General features: G+C 63.6%; 19 protein-coding genes. 11 read left to right on the top strand and 8 right to left on the bottom strand.

Annotation, left to right across the window (positions count from 1 at the left end; translation table 11 throughout):
- Positions 1-52: 52 nt before the first annotated feature.
- The gene (locus tag JMY24_RS12190; protein WP_201702115.1) at positions 53-1,465 is read left to right on the top strand and encodes a DUF2252 domain-containing protein; all 1,413 of its coding nucleotides are present in this window, start codon (positions 53-55) and stop codon (positions 1,463-1,465) included.
- A 71-nt stretch (positions 1,466-1,536) separates the two neighbouring features.
- On the opposite strand, the gene JMY24_RS12185 is transcribed toward JMY24_RS12190, so the two are convergent.
- The gene (locus tag JMY24_RS12185; RefSeq protein ID WP_128597632.1) at positions 1,537-2,400 is read right to left on the bottom strand and encodes a polysaccharide deacetylase family protein; all 864 of its coding nucleotides are present in this window, start codon (positions 2,398-2,400) and stop codon (positions 1,537-1,539) included.
- Between the two features lie 253 nt (positions 2,401-2,653).
- Here JMY24_RS12185 and JMY24_RS12180 point away from each other — a divergent pair, with 253 nt between their 5' ends.
- The 6 genes from JMY24_RS12180 to JMY24_RS12155 all read left to right on the top strand — a co-directional run bounded on the left by JMY24_RS12180 (position 2,654) and on the right by JMY24_RS12155 (position 7,521).
- Positions 2,654-3,418, top strand: a complete 765-nt coding sequence (locus JMY24_RS12180) for an SDR family oxidoreductase (protein WP_201702113.1) — start codon at positions 2,654-2,656, stop codon at positions 3,416-3,418.
- A 135-nt stretch (positions 3,419-3,553) separates the two neighbouring features.
- Positions 3,554-3,757: an oxidoreductase-like domain-containing protein gene (locus JMY24_RS12175; protein ID WP_236597389.1), complete on the top strand. Its 204-nt coding sequence runs from the start codon at positions 3,554-3,556 to the stop codon at positions 3,755-3,757.
- 51 nt (positions 3,758-3,808) lie between these two features.
- A complete protein-coding gene (locus JMY24_RS12170; RefSeq protein WP_128597629.1) occupies positions 3,809-4,678 on the top strand; it encodes an NAD-dependent protein deacetylase in 870 nt (289 codons plus the stop codon).
- A 67-nt stretch (positions 4,679-4,745) separates the two neighbouring features.
- Entirely contained in the window at positions 4,746-5,375 is a 630-nt protein-coding gene (locus JMY24_RS12165; RefSeq protein WP_128597628.1) for a DUF938 domain-containing protein, read from the top strand.
- 143 nt (positions 5,376-5,518) lie between these two features.
- On the top strand, positions 5,519-6,928 hold the full coding sequence (gene gndA, locus JMY24_RS12160) for an NADP-dependent phosphogluconate dehydrogenase (RefSeq protein WP_128597627.1): 1,410 nt from the start codon (positions 5,519-5,521) through the stop codon (positions 6,926-6,928).
- 263 nt (positions 6,929-7,191) lie between these two features.
- Positions 7,192-7,521, top strand: a complete 330-nt coding sequence (locus JMY24_RS12155) for a DUF4148 domain-containing protein (protein ID WP_128586034.1) — start codon at positions 7,192-7,194, stop codon at positions 7,519-7,521.
- Positions 7,522-7,727: 206 nt separating this feature from the next.
- Here the strand turns inward: JMY24_RS12155 and JMY24_RS12150 are convergent, their stop codons facing one another.
- Together JMY24_RS12150 and JMY24_RS12145 are read right to left on the bottom strand one after the other, a co-directional pair.
- Entirely contained in the window at positions 7,728-8,531 is an 804-nt protein-coding gene (locus JMY24_RS12150; RefSeq protein WP_128597626.1) for a DUF2968 domain-containing protein, read from the bottom strand.
- A gap of 175 nt (positions 8,532-8,706) precedes the next feature.
- Positions 8,707-9,024 carry a hypothetical protein gene (locus tag JMY24_RS12145; RefSeq protein ID WP_128592540.1) on the bottom strand — a complete coding sequence of 106 codons (318 nt, stop codon included), beginning with the start codon at positions 9,022-9,024 and terminating at the stop codon, positions 8,707-8,709.
- 256 nt (positions 9,025-9,280) lie between these two features.
- Here JMY24_RS12145 and JMY24_RS12140 point away from each other — a divergent pair, with 256 nt between their 5' ends.
- The 3 genes from JMY24_RS12140 (at position 9,281) to ltaE (ending at position 11,727) form a co-directional block, all read left to right on the top strand.
- Positions 9,281-9,592: a cupin domain-containing protein gene (locus JMY24_RS12140; protein ID WP_128597625.1), complete on the top strand. Its 312-nt coding sequence runs from the start codon at positions 9,281-9,283 to the stop codon at positions 9,590-9,592.
- A gap of 127 nt (positions 9,593-9,719) precedes the next feature.
- Positions 9,720-10,487: a peptidoglycan DD-metalloendopeptidase family protein gene (locus JMY24_RS12135; RefSeq protein WP_201702110.1), complete on the top strand. Its 768-nt coding sequence runs from the start codon at positions 9,720-9,722 to the stop codon at positions 10,485-10,487.
- Between the two features lie 232 nt (positions 10,488-10,719).
- Positions 10,720-11,727, top strand: coding sequence for a low-specificity L-threonine aldolase (ltaE, locus tag JMY24_RS12130; protein WP_128597624.1), 1,008 nt, complete (start codon positions 10,720-10,722; stop codon positions 11,725-11,727).
- Between the two features lie 192 nt (positions 11,728-11,919).
- On the opposite strand, the gene JMY24_RS12125 is transcribed toward ltaE, so the two are convergent.
- Entirely contained in the window at positions 11,920-13,287 is a 1,368-nt protein-coding gene (locus JMY24_RS12125) for an MFS transporter (protein ID WP_201702109.1), read from the bottom strand.
- Between the two features lie 748 nt (positions 13,288-14,035).
- Between JMY24_RS12125 and JMY24_RS12120 the strand changes: the two genes are divergently transcribed.
- Positions 14,036-16,489 (top strand): glycogen/starch/alpha-glucan phosphorylase, encoded by a 2,454-nt coding sequence (locus tag JMY24_RS12120; protein WP_128597620.1) that lies wholly within the window; start codon positions 14,036-14,038, stop codon positions 16,487-16,489.
- A 126-nt stretch (positions 16,490-16,615) separates the two neighbouring features.
- Here the strand turns inward: JMY24_RS12120 and JMY24_RS12115 are convergent, their stop codons facing one another.
- The 4 genes from JMY24_RS12115 to JMY24_RS12100 all read right to left on the bottom strand — a co-directional run bounded on the left by JMY24_RS12115 (position 16,616) and on the right by JMY24_RS12100 (position 20,291).
- Positions 16,616-17,707, bottom strand: coding sequence for a hypothetical protein (locus JMY24_RS12115; protein WP_128597619.1), 1,092 nt, complete (start codon positions 17,705-17,707; stop codon positions 16,616-16,618).
- A 373-nt stretch (positions 17,708-18,080) separates the two neighbouring features.
- Positions 18,081-18,476: a DUF6232 family protein gene (locus tag JMY24_RS12110; RefSeq protein ID WP_128597618.1), complete on the bottom strand. Its 396-nt coding sequence runs from the start codon at positions 18,474-18,476 to the stop codon at positions 18,081-18,083.
- Positions 18,477-18,571: 95 nt separating this feature from the next.
- Positions 18,572-19,489, bottom strand: a complete 918-nt coding sequence (locus tag JMY24_RS12105) for a LysR substrate-binding domain-containing protein (protein WP_128597617.1) — start codon at positions 19,487-19,489, stop codon at positions 18,572-18,574.
- A gap of 142 nt (positions 19,490-19,631) precedes the next feature.
- A complete protein-coding gene (locus JMY24_RS12100; protein WP_128597616.1) occupies positions 19,632-20,291 on the bottom strand; it encodes an FMN-dependent NADH-azoreductase in 660 nt (219 codons plus the stop codon).
- Positions 20,292-20,302: the final 11 nt, after the last annotated feature.

Here is a 20,302-nt window from a genome sequence, read left to right as displayed (position 1 = left end):
ACCGGCGTCAGGTCTCCCCGACGGGGAACTCTCAAGACGAACGGAGATGAGCATGAAAGCCAGCACCATTGCGGAGCGTGAGGCCCGCGGCCGTGCCGCCCGCGACAAATCGAAGCGATCGAGTCATAAAACGGTGGGCACGTTGGAGCGCGATCCAATCGAGCTTCTTAAGCAAAGCAGCGAAGGTCGCGTGCAGAAGCTCGTGCCGCTGCGCTACGGGCGCATGGCCGTGTCGCCGTTCACGTTCTTTCGCGGCACCGCGAACCTGCAGGCTCACGATCTGAGCAAGGTTCACGACAGCGGCCTGACCATGCCGATCTGCGGAGACGGGCATCTGATGAACTTCGGCGGCTTCGCGACGCCCGAGCGCCAGCTCGTTTTCGACCTGAACGATTTCGACGAAGTGTCGGTCGGTCCATTCGAATGGGACCTGAAGCGCCTTGCCGCAAGCCTCGTGATTGCCGCGCGTCACATGCGCCTGAGTCGCGGCGCAGCGGAGAATCTGGTGATGACCGCCATGAGCGAATATCGCAATCGCATGGCGCAATACGCGCAATGCGGCGCGCTGGAGCTCTGGTATGAGCGCATCACCTTCGACCGAATGGCTGAGACGGCGCTTACACCGGAACGCCGCCGCGCCGTGCGCCGCGGCATGGAAAAGGCCGCGAGCCGCACGCACGAAAGTCTGTTCGAGAAGATGGCCGAGCATGACGGCGAACGCTGGGTGATTCGCGATGCACCGCCTGCGCTCTTCCACGTGCTCGGCTCGAACACGCTCTTCACCCCCGACGAGACCGATGAACTGAAGGGCTCGCACGGACACCAGATGCTGGACGGCATGTGGAGCGAGTACTTGAAGACGATGTCGCATGACCGGCGCGAACTGCTTGGTCACTTCAGCGTGCAGGACACCGTGTTCAAGGTGGTGGGCGTGGGCAGCGTGGGTACCCGCTGCATGGCGGTGCTGCTCGTCGACCCCATAGGCAAGCCGCTCTTCGTGCAGATCAAGGAAGCGAGGCCGTCGGTGATTGCCCGCTATTACAAGTCGCCACCGGTCAAGCATCAGGGAGAGCGCGTGGTGCAGGGGCAGCGCATGTTGCAGGCCGCCAGCGACATTTTTTTAGGCTGGGCGACGAGTTCGCTCGGCCGGCATTACTACTTCCGGCAATTGCGTGACATGAAGCTGTCGGCCAGCATCGAGTTGTTCGATAGCGATCTGCTGGACGGTTACGCGAGGCTATGCGGCTGGGCGATGGCGCGTGCCCATGCAAAAGCGGGCGGCCAGGCGGTCGAAGTGAGCGCGTATATCGGGCGCGGCGATCAGTTCGCCGAGGCGCTTACAGCTTACGCGGCGAGTTACGCCGACCAGGTGGAGCGCGACTACGATGTCTTCGTCAAGGCATGCCGCAGCGGTGTTATCGAGGCGCGCTCGGACGAAGACATGGCGGCGGATTTTCGCATGTGACAGGTTGAGCCCACGGTGTGGAGTAGCGGTGACAGAAGCAGTGAGACAAGCAGTGAGAGGCGCGGCGTCAATCAGCGGTGCAAGCCGTCGACCCTCGCCTCGCGCAGCGTCACAAAGCGCAAGTTTCTTTTGCGAGCCGCTTCGATGACACGTGGCAGCACGGCGAGAATCAGCGGCTTTCCGTCGACGGTCAGCGCGGCGTTGCCGTCGTGCAGCAGCAGTATGTCGCGCGGCGCGAGACCGTCGAGCAGCCTTCGCGTGACGACTTGCGGATCGCGCTCGCGTGTGTCGTAGCCGCGCCGTGTCCACGCCGCTAGCCGCAGATCGAGCTTGCGCAGCACGGGCTCAAGGAAAATATTGCGCAGGCCGGCCGGCGCGCGGAAGAACATTGGCCGCTCGCCGCTGAGTTCTTCGAGCGTGCGTTGCGCGGCATCTATCTCGCGTAAAAGGGCGCCCGGAAACGTCACCGAAAACGTATGCACGTGAACCTGCGAATGGTTTTCGAGCGCATGACCGCGCGCGACGATCTCGCGTACGAGTTGCGGATAACGCCGGGCCTTCTCTCCTATGCAGAAGAACGTGGCGCGCACGTGCAGGGCATCGAGCAGGTCGAGCACTTGCGGCGTGACGACAGGATCCGGACCGTCGTCGATAGTCAATGCGATTGCATCCGCGTTGCGCGCGCCGGCGGGCAGGCGTGTCCAGTTCGGACCCAGCAGCGACGTGCGCGGCAGCAGACCGGCCACGGTGAACACAACGTGATTCGCGAAGATCGCGGCGAGCCACCACGGCCATGCGCGGGGCGCCAGCAGCCAGGCGGCCAGCACGGACAGGTGCCATGCGGCGGTGGCGGTGAGCATCGCGGGATAGCCGGTTTGAGGCCAGCGGCGCAGCGGTGGCGCTCCTGCGTCGTGGGGCGTGGAGAGTTGGTTCATAAAAGCGTGCTTCCGGTAATTGCGCGGGCAAGCAAGGCGCCGCGCGCAACGTCGAACGATACCATTGATGCGCGGGCCGGCACGCTCGTGGACAGGAACCGCAATGAAAGCGCGACGACTGCATGATGAAAGCTCAAGCAGGCGGCATTTGTGATCGACGGTCCGCTGCGGTATGGTTCGAAACAGGTGCCGAACGACGCTGCCGAACGATGCTGCAGGGCGGCGCTTTATACATGGAACAGGGAGACACGCGGTGACGGTGACGGGAATCAGAAAGGTGGCTTTGGTAACGGGCGCGGGCAGCGGCATCGGCCGTGCGAGTGCGGTGCGTCTCGCGGAGCATGGGTTTAGCGTGGTGCTGGCGGGCCGTCGCCAGGCGGCGCTCGATGCCGTTGTCGAACAGGCGCGCGCCGTTGGCGGAGAAGCGGCTGCCGTGCCTTGCGACGTGACGGACGCGGCCAGCGTCGACGCGCTGTTCAAAACGATTCGCGAGCGCTATGGCCGGCTCGACTTGCTGTTCAACAATGCGGGGCGCAGTGGCTCGCCGGTCGACATCGACGAACTCGATATAAACGAATGGCGCTCGGTGGTCGACACCAATCTCACCGGCGTGTTCCTCTGCACGCGCGCGGCATTCGGTCTGATGAAAACGCAAAATCCGCGCGGCGGACGCATCATTAATAACGGCTCGATTTCGGCGCACGCGCCGCGGCCGAACAGCATTGCCTACACAGCGACCAAGCACGCGATCACCGGCCTCACGAAAGCCGTGTCGCTCGACGGACGGAAATACGACATCGTGTGCGGACAGATCGATATTGGCAACGCGGCCACCGAGATGGCCGAGCGCATGGCGCGCGGCGTGCCGCAGGCGAACGGCGAGATCGCGGTCGAACCGCTGATGGACGTGCAGCATGTCGCGGACGCCATACTGCACATGGCGCAATTGCCGCTGTCGGCGAACGTCCAGTTCATGACCATCATGGCAAGCAAGATGCCGTTCGTCGGACGCGGTTGAAGGCCACCCGCGCCAAGCGCGGCGCGGGAGATCAACATATACTGAGCGCTTTCCTTCTTCGCTTTCGCGGCCTCGCATTGCGTGTGTTCCCAGCGTGTTCACGTGAAGTCATCAGCCGTGCCCCAAGCCAGCTCCGTGGACGATCCAAGGCCCGCGCCGCCGGTGCAGCCCGATCTCGAGGATTGTTGCCATAGCGGCTGTAGTCCGTGCGTGTTCGATCTTTATGACGAGGCGCTGGAGCGCTACCGCATCGCGCTGACCGAATGGGAAGCGCGGCAAGCGCAACGTGCGGCGGCCGCGGCTGCGGCGACCAGGGGCGACGCGCGTAAGCGCCGCTGAAGCACCGTCGCGCGCTTCTTGCCCGGCGCCGCAGCCATCATTCATCCCGTCATGACCGACCTTCATTCCGCGCAAGTCGAACCCTTCAACGAATCGCACACGCTCGACGATCTGCACGACTTCGTACAGCGGTATCCGCGTCTCTTCGTGCTGACCGGCGCGGGCATCAGCACAGATTCCGGCATTCCCGGCTATCGCGACCACAACGGCGAATGGAAGCGCTCGCCGCCCATCACGCTGCAGGAATTTCTCGGGACGGACGCAATGCGCAGGCGCTACTGGGCGCGCAGCATGGTCGGCTGGCCGGTCGTCGCACAGGCGCAGCCAAACGCGGCGCATATAGCGCTTGCGCGCCTCCAGGCCGCCGGTCATGTGCCGACGCTCGTCACGCAGAACGTCGACGGTTTGCATCAGCGTGCGGGTAGCCGCGACGTAATTGAATTGCACGGCGGAATTGACGGGGGCGTTTGTCTCGATTGCGGCACACAGCATTCGCGTGCGTCGATCCAGCAGACGCTCGAGGCAGAAAATCCCGCGTTGCTCAGCGTGACCGCCGAAACCGCCGCCGACGGCGATGCGCATCTCGAATGGCACGCACTCGAAGCGTTTCGCGTTCCGGCGTGCACGAATTGCGGCGGCCTGCTGAAGCCGGCGGTGGTGTTTTTCGGCGAAAGCGTGCCGCGCGAGCGTGTCGAGGCGGCGTCGCATGCGCTCGATGCCGCGGACGCCGTGCTGGTGGTCGGCTCGTCGCTGATGGTCTATTCCGGCTATCGCTTCTGCGTGTGGGCGCAAAAGCAGCGCAAACCAATCGCCGCGATCAATCTCGGGCGCACGCGCGCCGATCCGCTGTTGTCGCTGAAAATCGCGGCGCCATGCGCCGATATGCTGACCGCTTTGGCCGGCCGTCTGGCGGTAGATTGAACGGCGGCTCCGTGCCGATCCAACCCGGTTCAACCCAGTTCAACGCAAACAATCCACACTACATCCAATGACCGAACCTGTTCCGTCGATGCGGCAACATTCGCCCTCCGCCGAACGCAATCGCGAACCGATCCTCGCCGTCTTGCGCGCCGTGTTGCCGGCCACTGGCCGGGTACTCGAAATTGCGAGCGGCACGGGTCAGCACGCGATGTGCTTCGCGAGCGCCATGCCCGGACTGGACTGGCAACCGAGCGACGCCGACCCGCAAGCGCGCGAGTCGATTGCCGCATGGATCGCGCACGACGCGCCGCCGAACGTGCGTGCGCCGCTTGCGCTCGACGTGCATCAGGCCGACTGGGGCGTGGGCGCGCTCGATGCGGTGGTCTGCATCAACATGATTCACATTGCGCCGTGGAGCGCGGCGCAAGCGCTGTTCGCGGGCGCGAGCCGCCATCTCGCGCAGGGCGGTGTACTGTATCTGTACGGCCCTTACAAACGCGGCGGCGCGCATACGGCGCCGAGCAACGAGGCTTTCGACCGGCAATTGCAAAGCCGCGATCCCTCGTGGGGCGTGCGCGACATGGAAGCGGTCATGGCGCTCGCGGCATCGGAGGGATTCGCGTGCGACGAGCCGGTCGCGATGCCGGCCAACAATTTCAGCCTCGTGTTCCGAAAGCGCGAAGCAATGGCGCAGTGACCGCGCGGAACGGGCGCAAAGCCGTGTTGCTTGCCGGATAACGAGCGGCAAACCGGCATTTCTTTTATGCTTTCACCCTCGACGTCCGGCCGACGTTCTTTCCGGCGCGGCGTCACGACACTTTTGGACACTGGAGAATTCACATGGGCAAACAGGCAATCGGCGTGGTGGGGCTGGCGGTCATGGGCCGCAATCTGGCGCTCAACATCGAGAGCCGCGGCCACGCGGTGTCGGTCTACAACCGTAGCCGCGCAAAGACCGACGAACTCATCGCCGAATATCCGGACAAGAAGCTGGTGCCGGCGTTCACGCTGGAAGAGTTCGTGGAGTCGTTGGAAAAGCCGCGCCGCATTCTGCTCATGGTCAAGGCCGGCGAGCCGACCGACGCGACCATCGCATCGCTCAAGCCGCTACTGGAGAAGGGCGACATTCTGATCGACGGCGGCAACACGCATTTCACCGACACGATCCGCCGCAATCAGGAACTCGCGAAGGCCGGCCTGCACTTTATCGGCACCGGCGTGTCGGGCGGCGAAGAAGGCGCGCTGAAAGGTCCGTCGATCATGCCGGGCGGGCAGCGCGACGCGTACGACCTGGTTGCGCCGATCCTCACCGAGATCGCCGCAAAGGCGCCGGACGGCGAGCCGTGCGTCGCCTACATGGGTCCGGACGGCGCAGGCCATTTCGTGAAGATGGTGCATAACGGCATCGAATACGGCGACATGCAACTGATCGCCGAGAGCTATGCGGTGCTGAAGCAAGTTGTCGGCCTGTCGAACGAGGAACTCGGCAAGGTCTACACCGAGTGGAATCAGGGCGAGCTCGACAGCTATCTGATCGAAATTACCTCGAAGATCTTCAGCAAGAAAGACGACGAAACCGGCAAGGATCTGGTCGACGTGATCCTCGATCGCGCGGCGCAGAAGGGCACCGGCAAGTGGACGAGCCAGAATGCGCTGGACCTCGGCGCGCCGCTGCCGCTGATTACCGAGGCCGTGTTCGCGCGCGTGCTGTCGTCGCTGAAGGACCAGCGCGTGGCCGCGAGCAAGGTGCTGGATGGGCCGAGCGCGAAGCCGCTATCGGCCGAGCGCGAAGCGTTCATTGAGTCGGTGCGCCGCGCGCTGTACTTCAGCAAGGTGATCTCGTACGCGCAAGGTTTCGCGCAATTGCGCGCGGCCTCGGAAGAGTACAAGTGGGATCTGGATTTCGGCACCATCGCAAAGATCTTCCGTGCCGGCTGTATCATCCGCGCGCGTTTCCTGCAGAAGATCACCGACGCCTACACGAAAGACAAGACGATCGCGAACTTGCTGCTGGACCCGTACTTCCGCGATATTGCGAGCAACTACCAGTCGGCGTTGCGCGAAGTGGTGGTCGCCGCGATCAATGCCGGCGTGCCGGTGCCGGCGTTCGCGTCGGCGGTCGCGTATTTCGACGCTTACCGCTCAGAGCGGCTGCCGGCAAACCTCGTGCAGGCACAGCGCGACTTCTTCGGCGCGCATACGTTCGAGCGTATCGACAAGCCCGGCAGCTTCCACGCGAACTGGGGCTGAAGCGTTTGAACCGCACTGCGGCGCGCGTGCAGCAAGGCGCGCGCGGCGCTGCGGTGATTGAAACGCTTGTTGAAGTATTGTTGCTGCGAGTAGCGGCGTTTCCGAGTCTGACCTAATTCAGACACCGACTATTGCAATTTACGGAATAGAGTTTCGTCGTTTTAGGGGTTTCCCCTAGATGCTCTCGCTCCTAAACTTCTGTTCAAGCGCTAGGGACAACAAAGCCCGAAGCGAATTACAACAAGTTCTGGAGGTTACACATCATGAAGACCCTTATCTCTGCCGTAGTCGTCGCCGCCGCTGCTTTCGCTGCCCCTGTTGCTTCGTTTGCTCAATCGAACCAGCCGGTCACGCGCGCTCAAGTCCGCGCTGAACTGGTCCAGCTCGAGAAGGCAGGCTACAACCCGGTCGGCGACCATGTCGACTACCCCGCAAACCTGCAAGCCGCCCAAGCGCGTGTCGACGCACAGAACGGCACCACGCAAGCCGCAGCTCAAGTGGCGAACAGCGGTTACGGCGCACCGATCGCCGGCAGCTCGCAAGCAGGCCGTGCGGTCACGACCGATCGTAGCTCGGTTTATTTCGGCAACTAATTCGGCAGTCGGGCGGCGTCCCATCGGGCAGCCGTTCGCGCGGAAGCCGAGCAGAAGCGCCGCCTGACTGACAGGTGGCCGCGGATAGAAAAAACGCCGTCAAGGTTTTTGCCTTGACGGCGTTTTGCCGTTTACCGCTTTGACGACGTCTCGCGCGGGGCAGGCGTGCTGCACAGCGCACCGTCTTCGTACCGGAATCCGGCGAATCAACGAGTTGGCAAATGCGGAATCGCTTCGTTGCTCGTCAGATTGAGTTGCTGCATCTGCCGATGTGCCTTGTTCAGATGCGCCTGCGCGGCCACGCGTTGAGCCTCGAGCTGCGACACTTCCTTGCGCACCTGATGCTGCCGGCTCGACGCCGCCTGTTCCTGCGCGCTACGCCGCTGCAAATCGCTGCGCAGACGTTCGGCTTGCGCTTCGGAGCGCGCGATCATGCGGGCCAACTGCTCGTTTTGCGCCTCCAGTTGCGCGCGGCGAGTTTCGCAGTCCGCGAGCCGGGTCGCCTGGTCTTCGAAATGATGGAAGGCCGCTTCGGCGGCTTCGAGGTCGGCGGCCTTCAACGCGCGCCACAGCGCACCATCCTGATAGAGGGCGACGTAGTAGGTCAGCTCCTTCGCGTGAAACAGCAGGCTCACCGAATACGCGAAGCTGCGGAACACGCGAAACGGCATAAGCGCCTCTTCTTCGGCGAGCCATTCGACTTCGGCGGTATTCGCAATCTGCACGCCACGCGCGCTCACCTGCGACGGCACGGTCTGAACGGGCCGCAATGTCAGCACCGGACGAGCGGCGCCGCGGGCCACCGCCGCGTGCGCCGGGTCGGATGCGAGCCCGGGCGAAGCATCGGACGCAAGAGTAGACCCAAGCGCACGCGACGCGTCGGACGCCATCTCCGGCGACGCCTCATCGGCATCGTCGGGCGAGACGGGCGCGGTGGCATTGTCCTGCGCGACCCTGACGACATGCGATGGGCCTGCCAGCACGCTACGGCGGTTCAGGAGACTTTTCACGGCGGTTCCTCCAGTTGACTCGCCCGAAGGCCAGACGGCGCCGGCAATAAAGCGTTCCGGCTAACTGGCGGATTGGGCGGTGAGCGAAAAGCGATGGCGCAACGGCGCGAGTGAGCGGTTGCCGCGCTCGCGCCGGGGGCTGCACTGCCTGCGGATGTCGTCCGCGAGCGCAGCCTCAATGCAGGGTGCGTTGCCGGCCTATGTCCGCGAATAGCGCGTGGCTCGGTTCAAGCGCAAGCAGCCACGATTCGTCGTAGCCGCTCAGAATGTCGAGCGCCTCGCGCAGACGCTCGATGGCCAGCGCGGGAATCTCGACGCGCGCCTCGACGCCGCCCGACAGTCCCGCGATGCTCGCGAGCTGCACGAGTGCGTCGGCGGCCTCCGCCACATCGGCGGCAAAAATCAGATGCGTGTTCAACAATTCGGCCAGTCCCGGCGACGCGGCCACGTCGTCGACGTTGAGTTGCACGGCGAGAAATGTGGCTTTGTTCATCGTCGACTCCATGCGGGATGCGGTCGTTTCAGTCCACGCCGCGTCGGCGCAGCAAGGTTGAGTATAGGCGAGGGTCCAAAGGTTTCAATGCTCACACCATTGCGGCCGGCACTCGCTGACAGAGCGTGGCGCGCGCGCCACGCGACTTATAATGGACGCTCCAAACGCTGGCCGGCAGCTCCCGGTGTGCGCCGTGTCCATGGCGGATTGCGACCGGCGCAAAGCGGCGCCTTCTCTACCGAGTGCCTTAGCGACCATGAAGATCATTCGCAGCAAGAGCTTCACCGCGACGCGCCCCTGGGGCGCGCTCGACATTGCCAACATGGGCGGCATCACTACACGTCTGCATTGGACGGATCAGCCTTACAAGTGGCATGTGAACGACGGCGAAGAAGTGTTCGCCGTGCTCGACGGCCGCGTCGAGATGCGCTATCGCCAGGACGGCGTCGAGCAGGCGGCTATTCTGGAAACGGGCGATGTGTTCTATGCGTCGGCGGGCACCGAGCACGTGGCGCATCCGATCGGCGCGGCGCGCATTCTCGTGGTGGAAGCTGAGGGCAGTGTTTAAGTTTGCGCAAGCGCGGTAATGTGCGCGGCTGCCGCGCTAATCCGCAAGCGGCACGGCAAATGCTACGGGCAACGGTCAAGACGATCGATCAAAAGCTTGAATCCAAAAAATGTCGAGGACAAATCACATGATGAGACCATGGCAACTGACGGGGACCCGTTTGCTGGCGACTGCCGCGCTAGGCGTGATACTCAACGGCTGCGTGAGCGCGCCGTGGGACAACACGCCGTTCTACGGCAACACACAATCCCGACCCACCACGCTCAGCACGGTGCCCGTGCCGGCAGGCTTCTACCGCGTCAATCCCGGCGATACGCTTGCCGGAGTTGCATCGGCTTATGGGCATAGGCCGCAGGACATCGCGACGTGGAACGGTCTGCCGGTGAATGCGGCTGTCGCGCCCGGACAGGTGCTGCGCGTTGCTCCGCCGATGGCGTCCGGCAGTGTCGTGCCGCCCCCCGCCGCCGCGGCGCCGAGCACTCCCGCGGCACCCGCCGCGCCCACGGCGGCGGCCGCGCCACAGCAGGGCGTGCTGCAATGGCCGTTGCGGGGGCCCATCCTGAAGACCTTCGCCACAGGCAAGTCGAACGGTATCGTGATCGGCGGACGACCCGGCGATCCCGTCAAGGCAGCCGCCACCGGCCGTGTGGTCTACGCGGGTTCGGGCATCGAGGCATACGGCCCGCTCATCATCATCAAGCACGACGACTCGCTGATCACCGCTTACGGCCAGAACAGCACGCTGCTCGTCAAGGAAGGCGATGCGGTTGCGCAAGGGCAGACCATCAGCGAAGTCGGCGTGGATAGCCGCGGCGTCGCGTCAATCCAGTTCGAGGTTCGTCAGAACGGCCAGCCGGTCGATCCGCTCGCGTGGCTGCCTAAGCCCGGCGGGTAAGCGCAGTTGGGCCGGGCTTCAGTCCGACGTGTGCGCGGGCTGAGTCCCGTCCGCTTGGATCGACCTACCGACTTTCACGCGGCCATGCGAGTGCCGCGTGAATTGAATACACTGTGTGGCTCACAAGCCGGCGCCGGTCTTGCCGTTGCAACTGTTGCAATCGTTGCAAGCAGACGCGGCAGTCCGGCCGACCGTCATGGCCTCTCACACGAAAGACGCACAGGGACACACAATGATCGATTTGCGCAGCGATACCGTAACCCGTCCGACTCCGGCGATGCTCGCGGCCATGACGGCCGCCGAAGTCGGCGACGACGTCTGGGGCGACGACCCGACCGTGTTGCGTCTGCAGTCGACGCTTGCCGAACGCACCGGCAAGGAGGCCGGCCTGTTCTTCCCGAGCGGCACGCAAAGCAACCTTGCGGCGTTGATGGCGCATTGCGCACGCGGCGACGAATACATCGTCGGGCAGTTGGCCCACACGTACAAATACGAAGGCGGCGGTGCGGCGGTGCTCGGCAGCATCCAGCCGCAACCGCTCGAAAATGCCGCTGACGGTTCGATCCCGCTCGACAAGATCGCGGCCGCGATCAAACCGATCGACAACCACTTTGCGCGCACGCGTCTGCTGGCGCTGGAAAACACCATCGGCGGGAAAGTGCTGCCGGAGGGTTATGTCGCCGAAGCTGTTCGGCTTGCGCGAGAACGCGGTTTGTCGGCGCATCTGGACGGCGCGCGCGTCTTCAACGCGTCGGTCGCGTCGGGCAAGCCGGTTGCGGCGCTGTGCGAGCCGTTCGATTCGGTTTCGATCTGCTTTTCGAAGGGCCTCGGCGCGCCGGTCGGCTCGGTTCTGGTCGGCAGCCGGGCGCTGATCGACGTGGCGCACCGTTGGCGCAAGGTGCTTGGCGGCGGCATGCGCCAGGCGGGCGTGCTTGCGGCGGCCTGCCTTTATGCGCTGGAGCACAACGTCGAGCGTCTCGCCGACGACCACGCAAACGCCGCGCATCTGGCGGCGGGTCTGGAAGCCATCGAACAGGTGAAGGTGCAGTCTGTTGCAACCAACATGGTGTTCGCCCAGTTCCCCCAACAGCACTGCGCGCCGCTCGAAGCCTGGCTCAAGGAGCGCGGCATTCTCACGCAGATGTTGTACGCGTCGCGGTTCGTCACGCATAAGGATGTGTCGCGTGAGGACATCGACACTTTTATCGCGGCCGTGAAGGGGTACTTTGCCGCGCGTTAACTGCGTGCGGATCAGGCGGCTATCGAGCGGGACGTCGCACGCGAAGACGAAGAGGGCCGCGGCATGCAGAACGCGGCAGCGAAGCGGCATCGCGCGGTGCCGGTCCGGCCGTGCCCACACTGGCCATCAAGTGACTATCAATCTGTAATCAATTGACGGGAACGGGCGCGCTGCCCAATAGCGCGCCCATTTTTATTTCCCCGACGCTTTCACATGCACGCCTGCCCGATGCGACGGCGCGAGGAGCCGCAATCCGCTCGCCAGGCTCGCCGCGCCTGCGAAGAAGGCGCCGGTGCCGAGCGCGAGCGTCGGCCCATGCCGGCCCGCAATCCCGAAACTCAACGCGACCAGCGCCGCGCCGGTAGTCTGGCCGAGCAGCCGCGCCGTCGCGACGATGCCGCTCGCTCCGCCGCTGCGCTCGGGCGGCGCGCTCGCCATCAGCGCCTTCAGATTCGGCGATTGGAAGAAGCCGAAACCCGCGCCGCAGATCGCCATGCGGATGCCGATATCGAGCACATGCGGATGCACCGGCAGTAGCGCGAGCGAGGCCATGCCCGCCGACATTACCGCGAGCCCGACGGCGCCGAGCAGGCCGGGCGGATAGCGGTCCGACAAGCTGCCCGCGAGCGGCGCTGCCAACGCGACGACGACCGGCCAAGGCGTCATCAGAAAGCCGGTTTCAACCTGGCTGCGGTGCAGTACATCCTCGAAATAAAAGGGCAGCGAGACGAACGCCAGGCCTTGTGCGGCGAACGAACACACGGCGGTCACCGCCGACAGCGCGAACACGGGCCGCTTGAAGAGATCGACCGGCAGCATAGGCGCCGGGTGCCCGGCTTCACGGCGAATCAGCAGCAGGCCGAAGATCACGGCAACGGCAGCGGCGCTCAGCACGAGTTGCGTCGATGCGCGCTGGGCCGCTTCGCCGAGCGCAAAAATCAGCGCGGCGAACGTCACCACGTTGAGCAGCGCGGCGAGCGGATCGAAGTTGTGCGTGCCGCGCTCGGTGTGCGGCAACGCGGGCCATGCGAAAGCCAGCGCCAGCACGCCGAGCGGCACGTTGACGGCGAACAGCCACGGCCAGGAAGCGACCGACAGAATCAGCGACGCGACCGTCGGGCCCACCGCAAACGACACGCCGACGATCAGCGCATTCGTGCCGAGCCCGCGTCCGAGCCGGTGCGGCGGATACAGGAAGCGGATCAGCGCGGTATTGACGCTCATGATCGCGCTCGCACCCAAGCCTTGCAGCACGCGTGCGCCGGCGAGCATCGGCAGGGTGGGCGCCATCGAACAGGCGAGCGACGCGAGCGTAAAGAGCGCAATGCCGCCAATGTAAATCCGCCGATGCCCAATGATGTCGCCCAGCGCGGCAAGCGGGAGCAGCGTGGCCACCATCGCGAGCTGATAAGCGTTGATGATCCACACCGACGCAGCGGGCGCCGCGTGCAGATCGGCGGCGATGGCGGGCAATGCAGTGTTGGCGATCGCCGTGTCGAGCGTCGCGAGCGCGACGGCGAGCATGATCGCCGCCATCGCACGGCGGTTGGCGGCGGACATCGGAGCATCCGGGGGAAAGGGCGGCGCGGATGCCGCGCTCAGCTTGTCGGACAAGGCGTGGCTCGTCGGGTGTGCGCGTCGACGCGGCACGTATCTGAACACGCGGCGCGCGAGTGGCAAGGTTGTGCAAACTGCAAGGGCGCGCGCTTGTTGGGCGAACGCCCAAGGCCGCCGCGCGGCGAATGTAGCGATTGTTACAGAGGCGCGGAAATCCTGCAGCGCACGCGTGCGCTGTAAGGTGTATGAAATCGCATGTGTATGCAACTAACTGTCAGTCCCGCGACGCGTGCTCGAGTCGACGTGCGCCGTCGCCGGTTGCCCTCACTCGCTCGATGCGCACGTCGTCAGCACCGGGCAGATGAAGCTTCAGATTCAATCGCCTCTCTGGCCGTCTGAACGTGACGAGCCAAAAATAATTGCATATGTCACGTGATTTGCGTCGCATCCTGTCACGCTTGCGGCGAGCACCTTCACACTTTGGCATCACTGCTCCGATCAACCCGATGCACGCGTGCAGTGCCCGGCTACGCGCGCCTTGCACCGTACGCGTGCGCAAAAGTGGTCGGCTGTGTACGTGGCCGCGCAGACAAGCGGGCATGGCATGTGCGTGACCAGCACCCGCGCTCGCCGGCATCCGGGAGTCGTAAAATGTCCTACTCTGATTCTTAACCCGCCTGACCGGCACGCGCCTCCCGTCCGTCATCTGTGCGGTTCGCGCATGCGGCAGCGTTTTTTCCCGGAGGCTTCGATGACAGCCGTCGACCTGGAATTCGACCAGCTCAACAGTACCGTCGACGCGCTACGGCGCTCAATTTCCAATCGCATGATGTACGGCGTCGGCAAGGACGCCGTCACTGCGCATCCGCATGACTGGCTGCACGCCGCGGCGCTCGCCGTGCGCGACCGGCTCGTCGCACGCTGGATGAAAACCACCCGCCTGCAATACGAGCAGGACGTGAAGCGCGTCTACTACCTGTCGATGGAGTTCCTGATCGGCCGGACCTTTACCAACGCGTTGCTCGCGTTGGGCATTCACGATCAGATGAAGGAAGCGTTGGCGAGCCTCGGCGTCGACATGGACGCGCTCATCGACATAGAGCCCGACGCCGCGCTGGGCAATGGCGGTCTGGGCCGGCTGGCCGCATGTTTTCTCGATTCGATGGCGACGCTCGGCATTCCCGGCTTCGGCTACGGCATCCGTTATGAATACGGCATGTTCCGTCAGGAGATCGTCAACGGCGAGCAGGTCGAGGCGCCCGACTACTGGTTGCGCGCGGGTAATCCGTGGGAGTTTCCGCGGCCCGAGATCAAGTACACCGTGCATTTCGGCGGCCGCACCGTGCAGCGCGGCGATCAGGTCGAATGGATCGACACCGAGCATGTGAACGCAACCGCTTACGACACGGTGATTCCAGGCTACGCGACCGACGCGACCAACACGCTGCGGCTGTGGTCCGCGCGTGCCACCGATGAACTGGACCTCGGCGCGTTCAACCGCGGCGACTACCGCAATGCGGTGGACACGAAGAACATGTCCGAGAACGTGTCGCGCCTTCTCTATCCGGACGACTCGACGCCGGCGGGCCGCGAGCTGCGGCTGCGTCAGGAGTACTTCTTCGTCTCGGCGACCATGCAGGATCTGATTCGCCGCTATCAGCGCACGCACAGCACGTTCGGGCGCTTCTCCGAAAAGGTCGCGGTGCATCTGAACGATACGCACCCCGTACTGGCGATTCCGGAACTCATGCGTCTGCTCGTGGACGTGCATCACTTGCCGTGGGACAAGGCGTGGAAACACGTCACGCAGATTTTCTCGTACACGAATCACACGCTGATGCCTGAGGCGCTCGAGACGTGGGACGTCGAGATGCTGTCGAGGCTGCTGCCGCGGCATCTCGAGATCATCTTCGAGATCAATGCCGGATTTCTGAAGCATGTGAGCGAACATTCGGGGCATGACGCCGAGATGATCCGCCGTATTTCTCTCGTCGACGAATACGGTCAGCGGCGTGTGCGCATGGCGTATCTGGCGATTGTCGCGAGCCACAAGGTGAACGGCGTGTCGAAGCTGCATTCGCAACTCATGACGCGCGACATCTTCGCCGACTTCGCGCGTATTTACCCGGATCGCTTTACGAATGTGACCAACGGCATTACGCCGCGGCGCTGGCTGTCGCAGGCGAGCCCGTCGCTGTCGTCGCTCATCGATCAGCGGATCGGCACGCATTGGCGCGGCAATCTGTTCGAGCTCGAGCAGCTGCGCGAGCTACGCAGCGATAGCAGCTTCGTCGAAGCATTCCGTGAAGCGAAGCGGCAGAACAAGTTGCGGCTCGTGCAGCGGCTCGCGCATCACACGAAGCTGCATTTCGATCCCGATGCGCTGTTCGATCTGCAGGTGAAGCGCATACACGAATACAAGCGGCAGTTGCTCAACGTGCTGCACGTAATCGTGCGCTATAACCAGATTCGCGCGAATCCGGAGCGCGACTGGGTACCGCGTGTCGTGATGTTCGCCGGCAAGGCAGCATCCGCTTACCGGATGGCGAAGACGATCATCAAGCTCATCGGCGATGTGAGTCAGAAGGTCAATCACGATCCGCTGATCGGCGACCGCCTCAAAGTGGTGTTCGTGCCCAACTACGGCGTGAGCGTGGCGGAACTGATCATTCCCGCTGCCGATCTGTCCGAGCAGATTTCAATGGCAGGCACCGAAGCGTCCGGCACGGGCAACATGAAGCTCGCGCTCAACGGTGCGTTGACGATTGGCACGATGGACGGCGCGAACATCGAAATCTGCGACGCCGTGGGCCGCGAGAACATCTTCATCTTCGGCCACACGGCGGACGAAGTGGACGACCTGCGCGCGAGCGGCTACCGGCCGCGGCAAGTGTACGAGGAGAACGCCGAACTGCGCATGGCGCTCGATCAGATCCGCAGCGGCTATTTTTCGCCCGACGATCCTTTGCGCTTCTCGGATATTTTCCACACGCTGGTGGACTGGGGCGATCACTACATGGTGCTTGCCGATTTCGCCGCGTTTGCGAAGGCGCAGAATGAAGTGGACGCGCGTTTCGTCGACAAGCGCGCGTGGACCGAGAGCGCGATCGAGAATGTGGCGGGCATGGGGCAGTTTTCGTCGGATCGAACGATCAGCGAGTATGCACGCGAGATCTGGCATGTGGATCCGCTCAGTCTAGGTTGAGCTTTTGCGTCGTTTCGCTGCGGATGGCGTGACTTCCGCAGCGGCGAGAAAAAAGGCCGGGCGTCTGTTGAACGATGCGCGGCCTTTTCGTGTTGAGGCGTTGTTGAGGCTTTGTCGAGGCTTTATTTAAGGCGTGAGCTTCTCGACCGCCCGGCTCGCATAGAGACCCAACTGGGCGCGCGGGAAATCGAACAGCACGTCGATATTCTGCATGCCCATCAGACCGATCACGATGCGGTTCGCGCCGGGCTGCGCCTTGACGATGGTGACTTGCGCGTCATCGTAGCGGTGCACCCAGTTACCCGAGCCGACGGCCGCGTTGTAGTTACCCTGTATCAGCACTTTGCCCACGCTGTCGTCGCCGGTCCAGTTCGGCGCGGTGTCCGTTTCAATGCGGATCATGCCGGTGGTGGCCGTGGCGAACACCAGCGGTGCGCAGAACGTCATCTTGTCGCCGACATTGATGCAGCCTCGCGGCCATTGCATCGTGCCGTCTTTCGATATGGTCATCGGCACTATCGTGTAGTCCTTCGTGATTGCGCTCGACGGGCTCAATAGCAGATACGGCTTCGCGAAGTTCGAGTGCACGAGATACCGCTCGCCGATGCGGCCGGCCAATGCGCGCAGCGGCTGTGTGCAACAGGTGTCGTCCGGTTGCGCGGCGCCCACGCCGAAAAGTCCCGAAAAGGCCCAGCCGAATTCGCCGCTGTAGCCGTCCATCGCAACGCAGTGTTTTGAGGCAGCCTGGCAACTGACGGTGTCGACCGCTTGCGCGCCGATCTGTACCGCCTTCGATCCGGCGACGCTCAGCGGCAATTTCACGGCCGCGCCGGAAACCTGCGCGCCGTTCGCGAGCAGCAGCGTGCTGGCCGGCGCGGCGCTCGCATAGTCGGAACCCGGCAGCACCGATTTCAGTACACGCACACCTTGCGTGCCGGTATCGAGCGCGACGTAGACGGGTTTGCCGTCCAGTTCGACCGGCAGGCCGAGACGCGCGTGATCCTCGTCGGCGCGTTCCACATGGAGAGGAATCAGCACGCCGTCCTTGCCGCCGTTGATCAGCGAAACAGCCGGTGCCGGCGGCGTGGGAGTCGGGAAAGTGACCGAGCAGCCGCTCAACGTCGGCAGCGCGCCGGCGGCCACCAGCGCGGCAGCGGTGAAACGGGAAAAGTGACGGTGCAGGTGCCGGCGCGCGGCATCGACAATAAGCAGGGACATGGGGCACGCTCGCAAAAGCGCGGTCCCTGGCGAAGGCAATGCATACGGCCGCTACGCGTTAAGAGCGGTGGCGATGGCGCGATAAAAATGCGCCAGCAAAATGCACCAGCTCTTACCGGTTGCCAACAGTGCGAGCGGAAATGCCGCGATGCGGCGGCATGCGCCGCATCGCCAAGCCTGCGGAAGGGAACGCACGATAACAGAAGCGGCGACTCTACCTGCGCACCGGCGCGCACTTGCAAAGATGTGTGAAGGCGCTGGAGCGCGGCTCGACGTGCGGCAGCGGCGTCCCGTTTGCGTCGACGGCGATATCGACGCGAGCATTGCCGGCGGCGGTTGCATGAGCCCGCGAGCGCGGGCTCACTCGACTTACTTAAACTTTCTGCGCTGCAGAAGCGGCTGTGCCTTTAGCTTCGTTGACGGCCGCGCCGACGCGCTCGACGAACTCGCGATCGACGCTCGAAAGCGCCTCGCGTTCCCCGTTGGCCGTTTGCACCATCAGACGATGCGTGATGTCCTGCGTCGCCCAGGTCAGCCAGCCGACAACCGCCAACATCACGCCGCACACGATGCCCACGGGCGCGTGCAATACGCCGCCAACAATCCCGCCGACGAGCCCCAGCAGCGAGATGGTGATGGGTATTACCTTGTTCTTCTGCACGGTGACGACCTGCACGCTGACAATGTCACGCAGCGGAAAGACCTGGCCAGCGGATGAGAGCGCGTTGCGCGTGACCGACACGCCGCGATCGTTGAAAGGGTTTTCCATCGAGATTTGAATGCAAGCTGTTGCAAAGGGCGCAGGGTACCAGACTTCAAAGTTCGATCGGGAATCGGTTCTTCCACTGCCCGGGAGCGGACCGCTCAGCTGGTCACAGCGGACCTGTCCCTAAACGACTGAGCCTCTTCACAAAGCCATTTCGTGAAAAGCCGAAGTCCTTTCTTAGGACGCGTCGACGCCGTTTGCACGAGGCGATACGAAAACCCTGGCAGCGACGGGCCTTCGATCCGGCGCAGGCGCCCGGTGCGTAGTTCTTCGTCGATCAACACGTTGCTGCACAGCAACGGACCCAGGCCACATTCCGCGGCGTAGAGCGCGAGCATTTCGTCGCTGTACCAGGAAATGCGGGACTCCACCGTCTGATCGTGTTCGACGAGCGCAAGCCATGCGGACCAGTCCGGCGCATTCAGCGCGCCGTTTTCCCACCTGTACGCGAGAAACGGAAGTTTGCGGAAGTCCTCGATGATCGGCGGACGATCTTCGGGACACATGCTGCGATCGGCGACCGCGATATAGCAGTCCTCCAGAATCACGGAACTCTGCTCGTCCGCGCCGACGGGACCATAGCGAATCGCTAGGTCGATATCTTCCGCGCGCAGATCGACGGATTTTTCGGAGCCATGGATATGTACCATGACGTCCGGGTGAATCGCATTGAACCGCGCCAGCCTGGGCATCAGCCAGCGCTGCGCGAATGCACGGGTGGCCGAGATCCGGATCGAATCTTCGTCGATGTGGGAATTGACAGCCTCGAATGCCTGAGCGATCTGGTCGAAGCCGTCTCTCAGCAGCGGATAGATTGTTTTTCCCACCGGCGTGAGCGCAACCGCACCGCCTGTTCTTTCGAACAGTTTGTGACCGATGCGCGCCTCGAGTTGCCGGATCTGATGGCTCACCGCCGTAATGGTCACGGACAGCTCAGCGGCGGCCGCAGTAAAGCTCTGATGCCGGGCTGCGGCCTCGAATGCGCGGATCGAATTGAGCGGTGGCAACTTGCGCATGGCGATATACCTTCATGCGAAGGCGGGCCGGTTACGGTGAATGCATTCTACCGAAAGGAGCCGTGTGCGCCCTCAGCGCTCGTCGCGGCTCTCTCGTCAAAAAAAGCGCCTTTAGCGCTCACGGATAGTGGGCGTATGTGCATCACCCGTTGACGCTGTGACATCCCGCGAGTCGGCTGACCAGTACCGGTACCGCAGCAAAAGCATCCGCGACCGATGCCTCGTGTCGCGCGTCGCCGAAATCCTGGTAGCTGATGCTGATAGCGTGGCTTTGTTCGACGCCAAGATAATGCGCGCAGGTCAGGATGTGCGTTTCGAGGTGATTCATCTTTTCGCGCACGCCGCCGGGGCCAAATCCAAATTCGCCGTGCGAACTCAGAATGACGAGCTTCTTGCCGCTCATAACTGGCTCAAGCGGAAAGTCTCCGCGTGCGAGATCGAACGTGAACGTCTTGCCGATCCGGATAACCATGTCGAACCACGACTTCAACGCGGCCGGCATCCCATAGTTATACATCGGCGTGCCGATCACGATCAGATCCGCGCGGTCGAGTTCGTCGATCAGTTCGTCGGACAGTCGCAATGCCTCGCGTTGCTCCGGCGTGACGTTCTGTGCAGGCGTGAAGACGGCGGCGATCCAGTCCTCGGTGATGACCGGCGGCGGATTGGCTCCCACGTCGCGGGTAATGATTCGAGCCGCGGGCTCGATCTGCTGCCAGGCGTCGATGAATGCGCCCGACAGCTTGCGGCTGAGCGAACGGCCATTGCGCGCGCTGGCGTTGATGTGAAGGAGGGTGGTCATCGCGTGTGCGT

Origin of the sequence: Paraburkholderia kirstenboschensis (assembly GCF_904848585.1) — a bacterium.
In the GTDB taxonomy this organism is placed as follows: domain Bacteria; phylum Pseudomonadota; class Gammaproteobacteria; order Burkholderiales; family Burkholderiaceae; genus Paraburkholderia; species Paraburkholderia kirstenboschensis.
The sequence above is the reverse complement of the archived record's forward strand: the minus strand, read 5'-3'. Positions and strand labels throughout refer to the sequence as shown.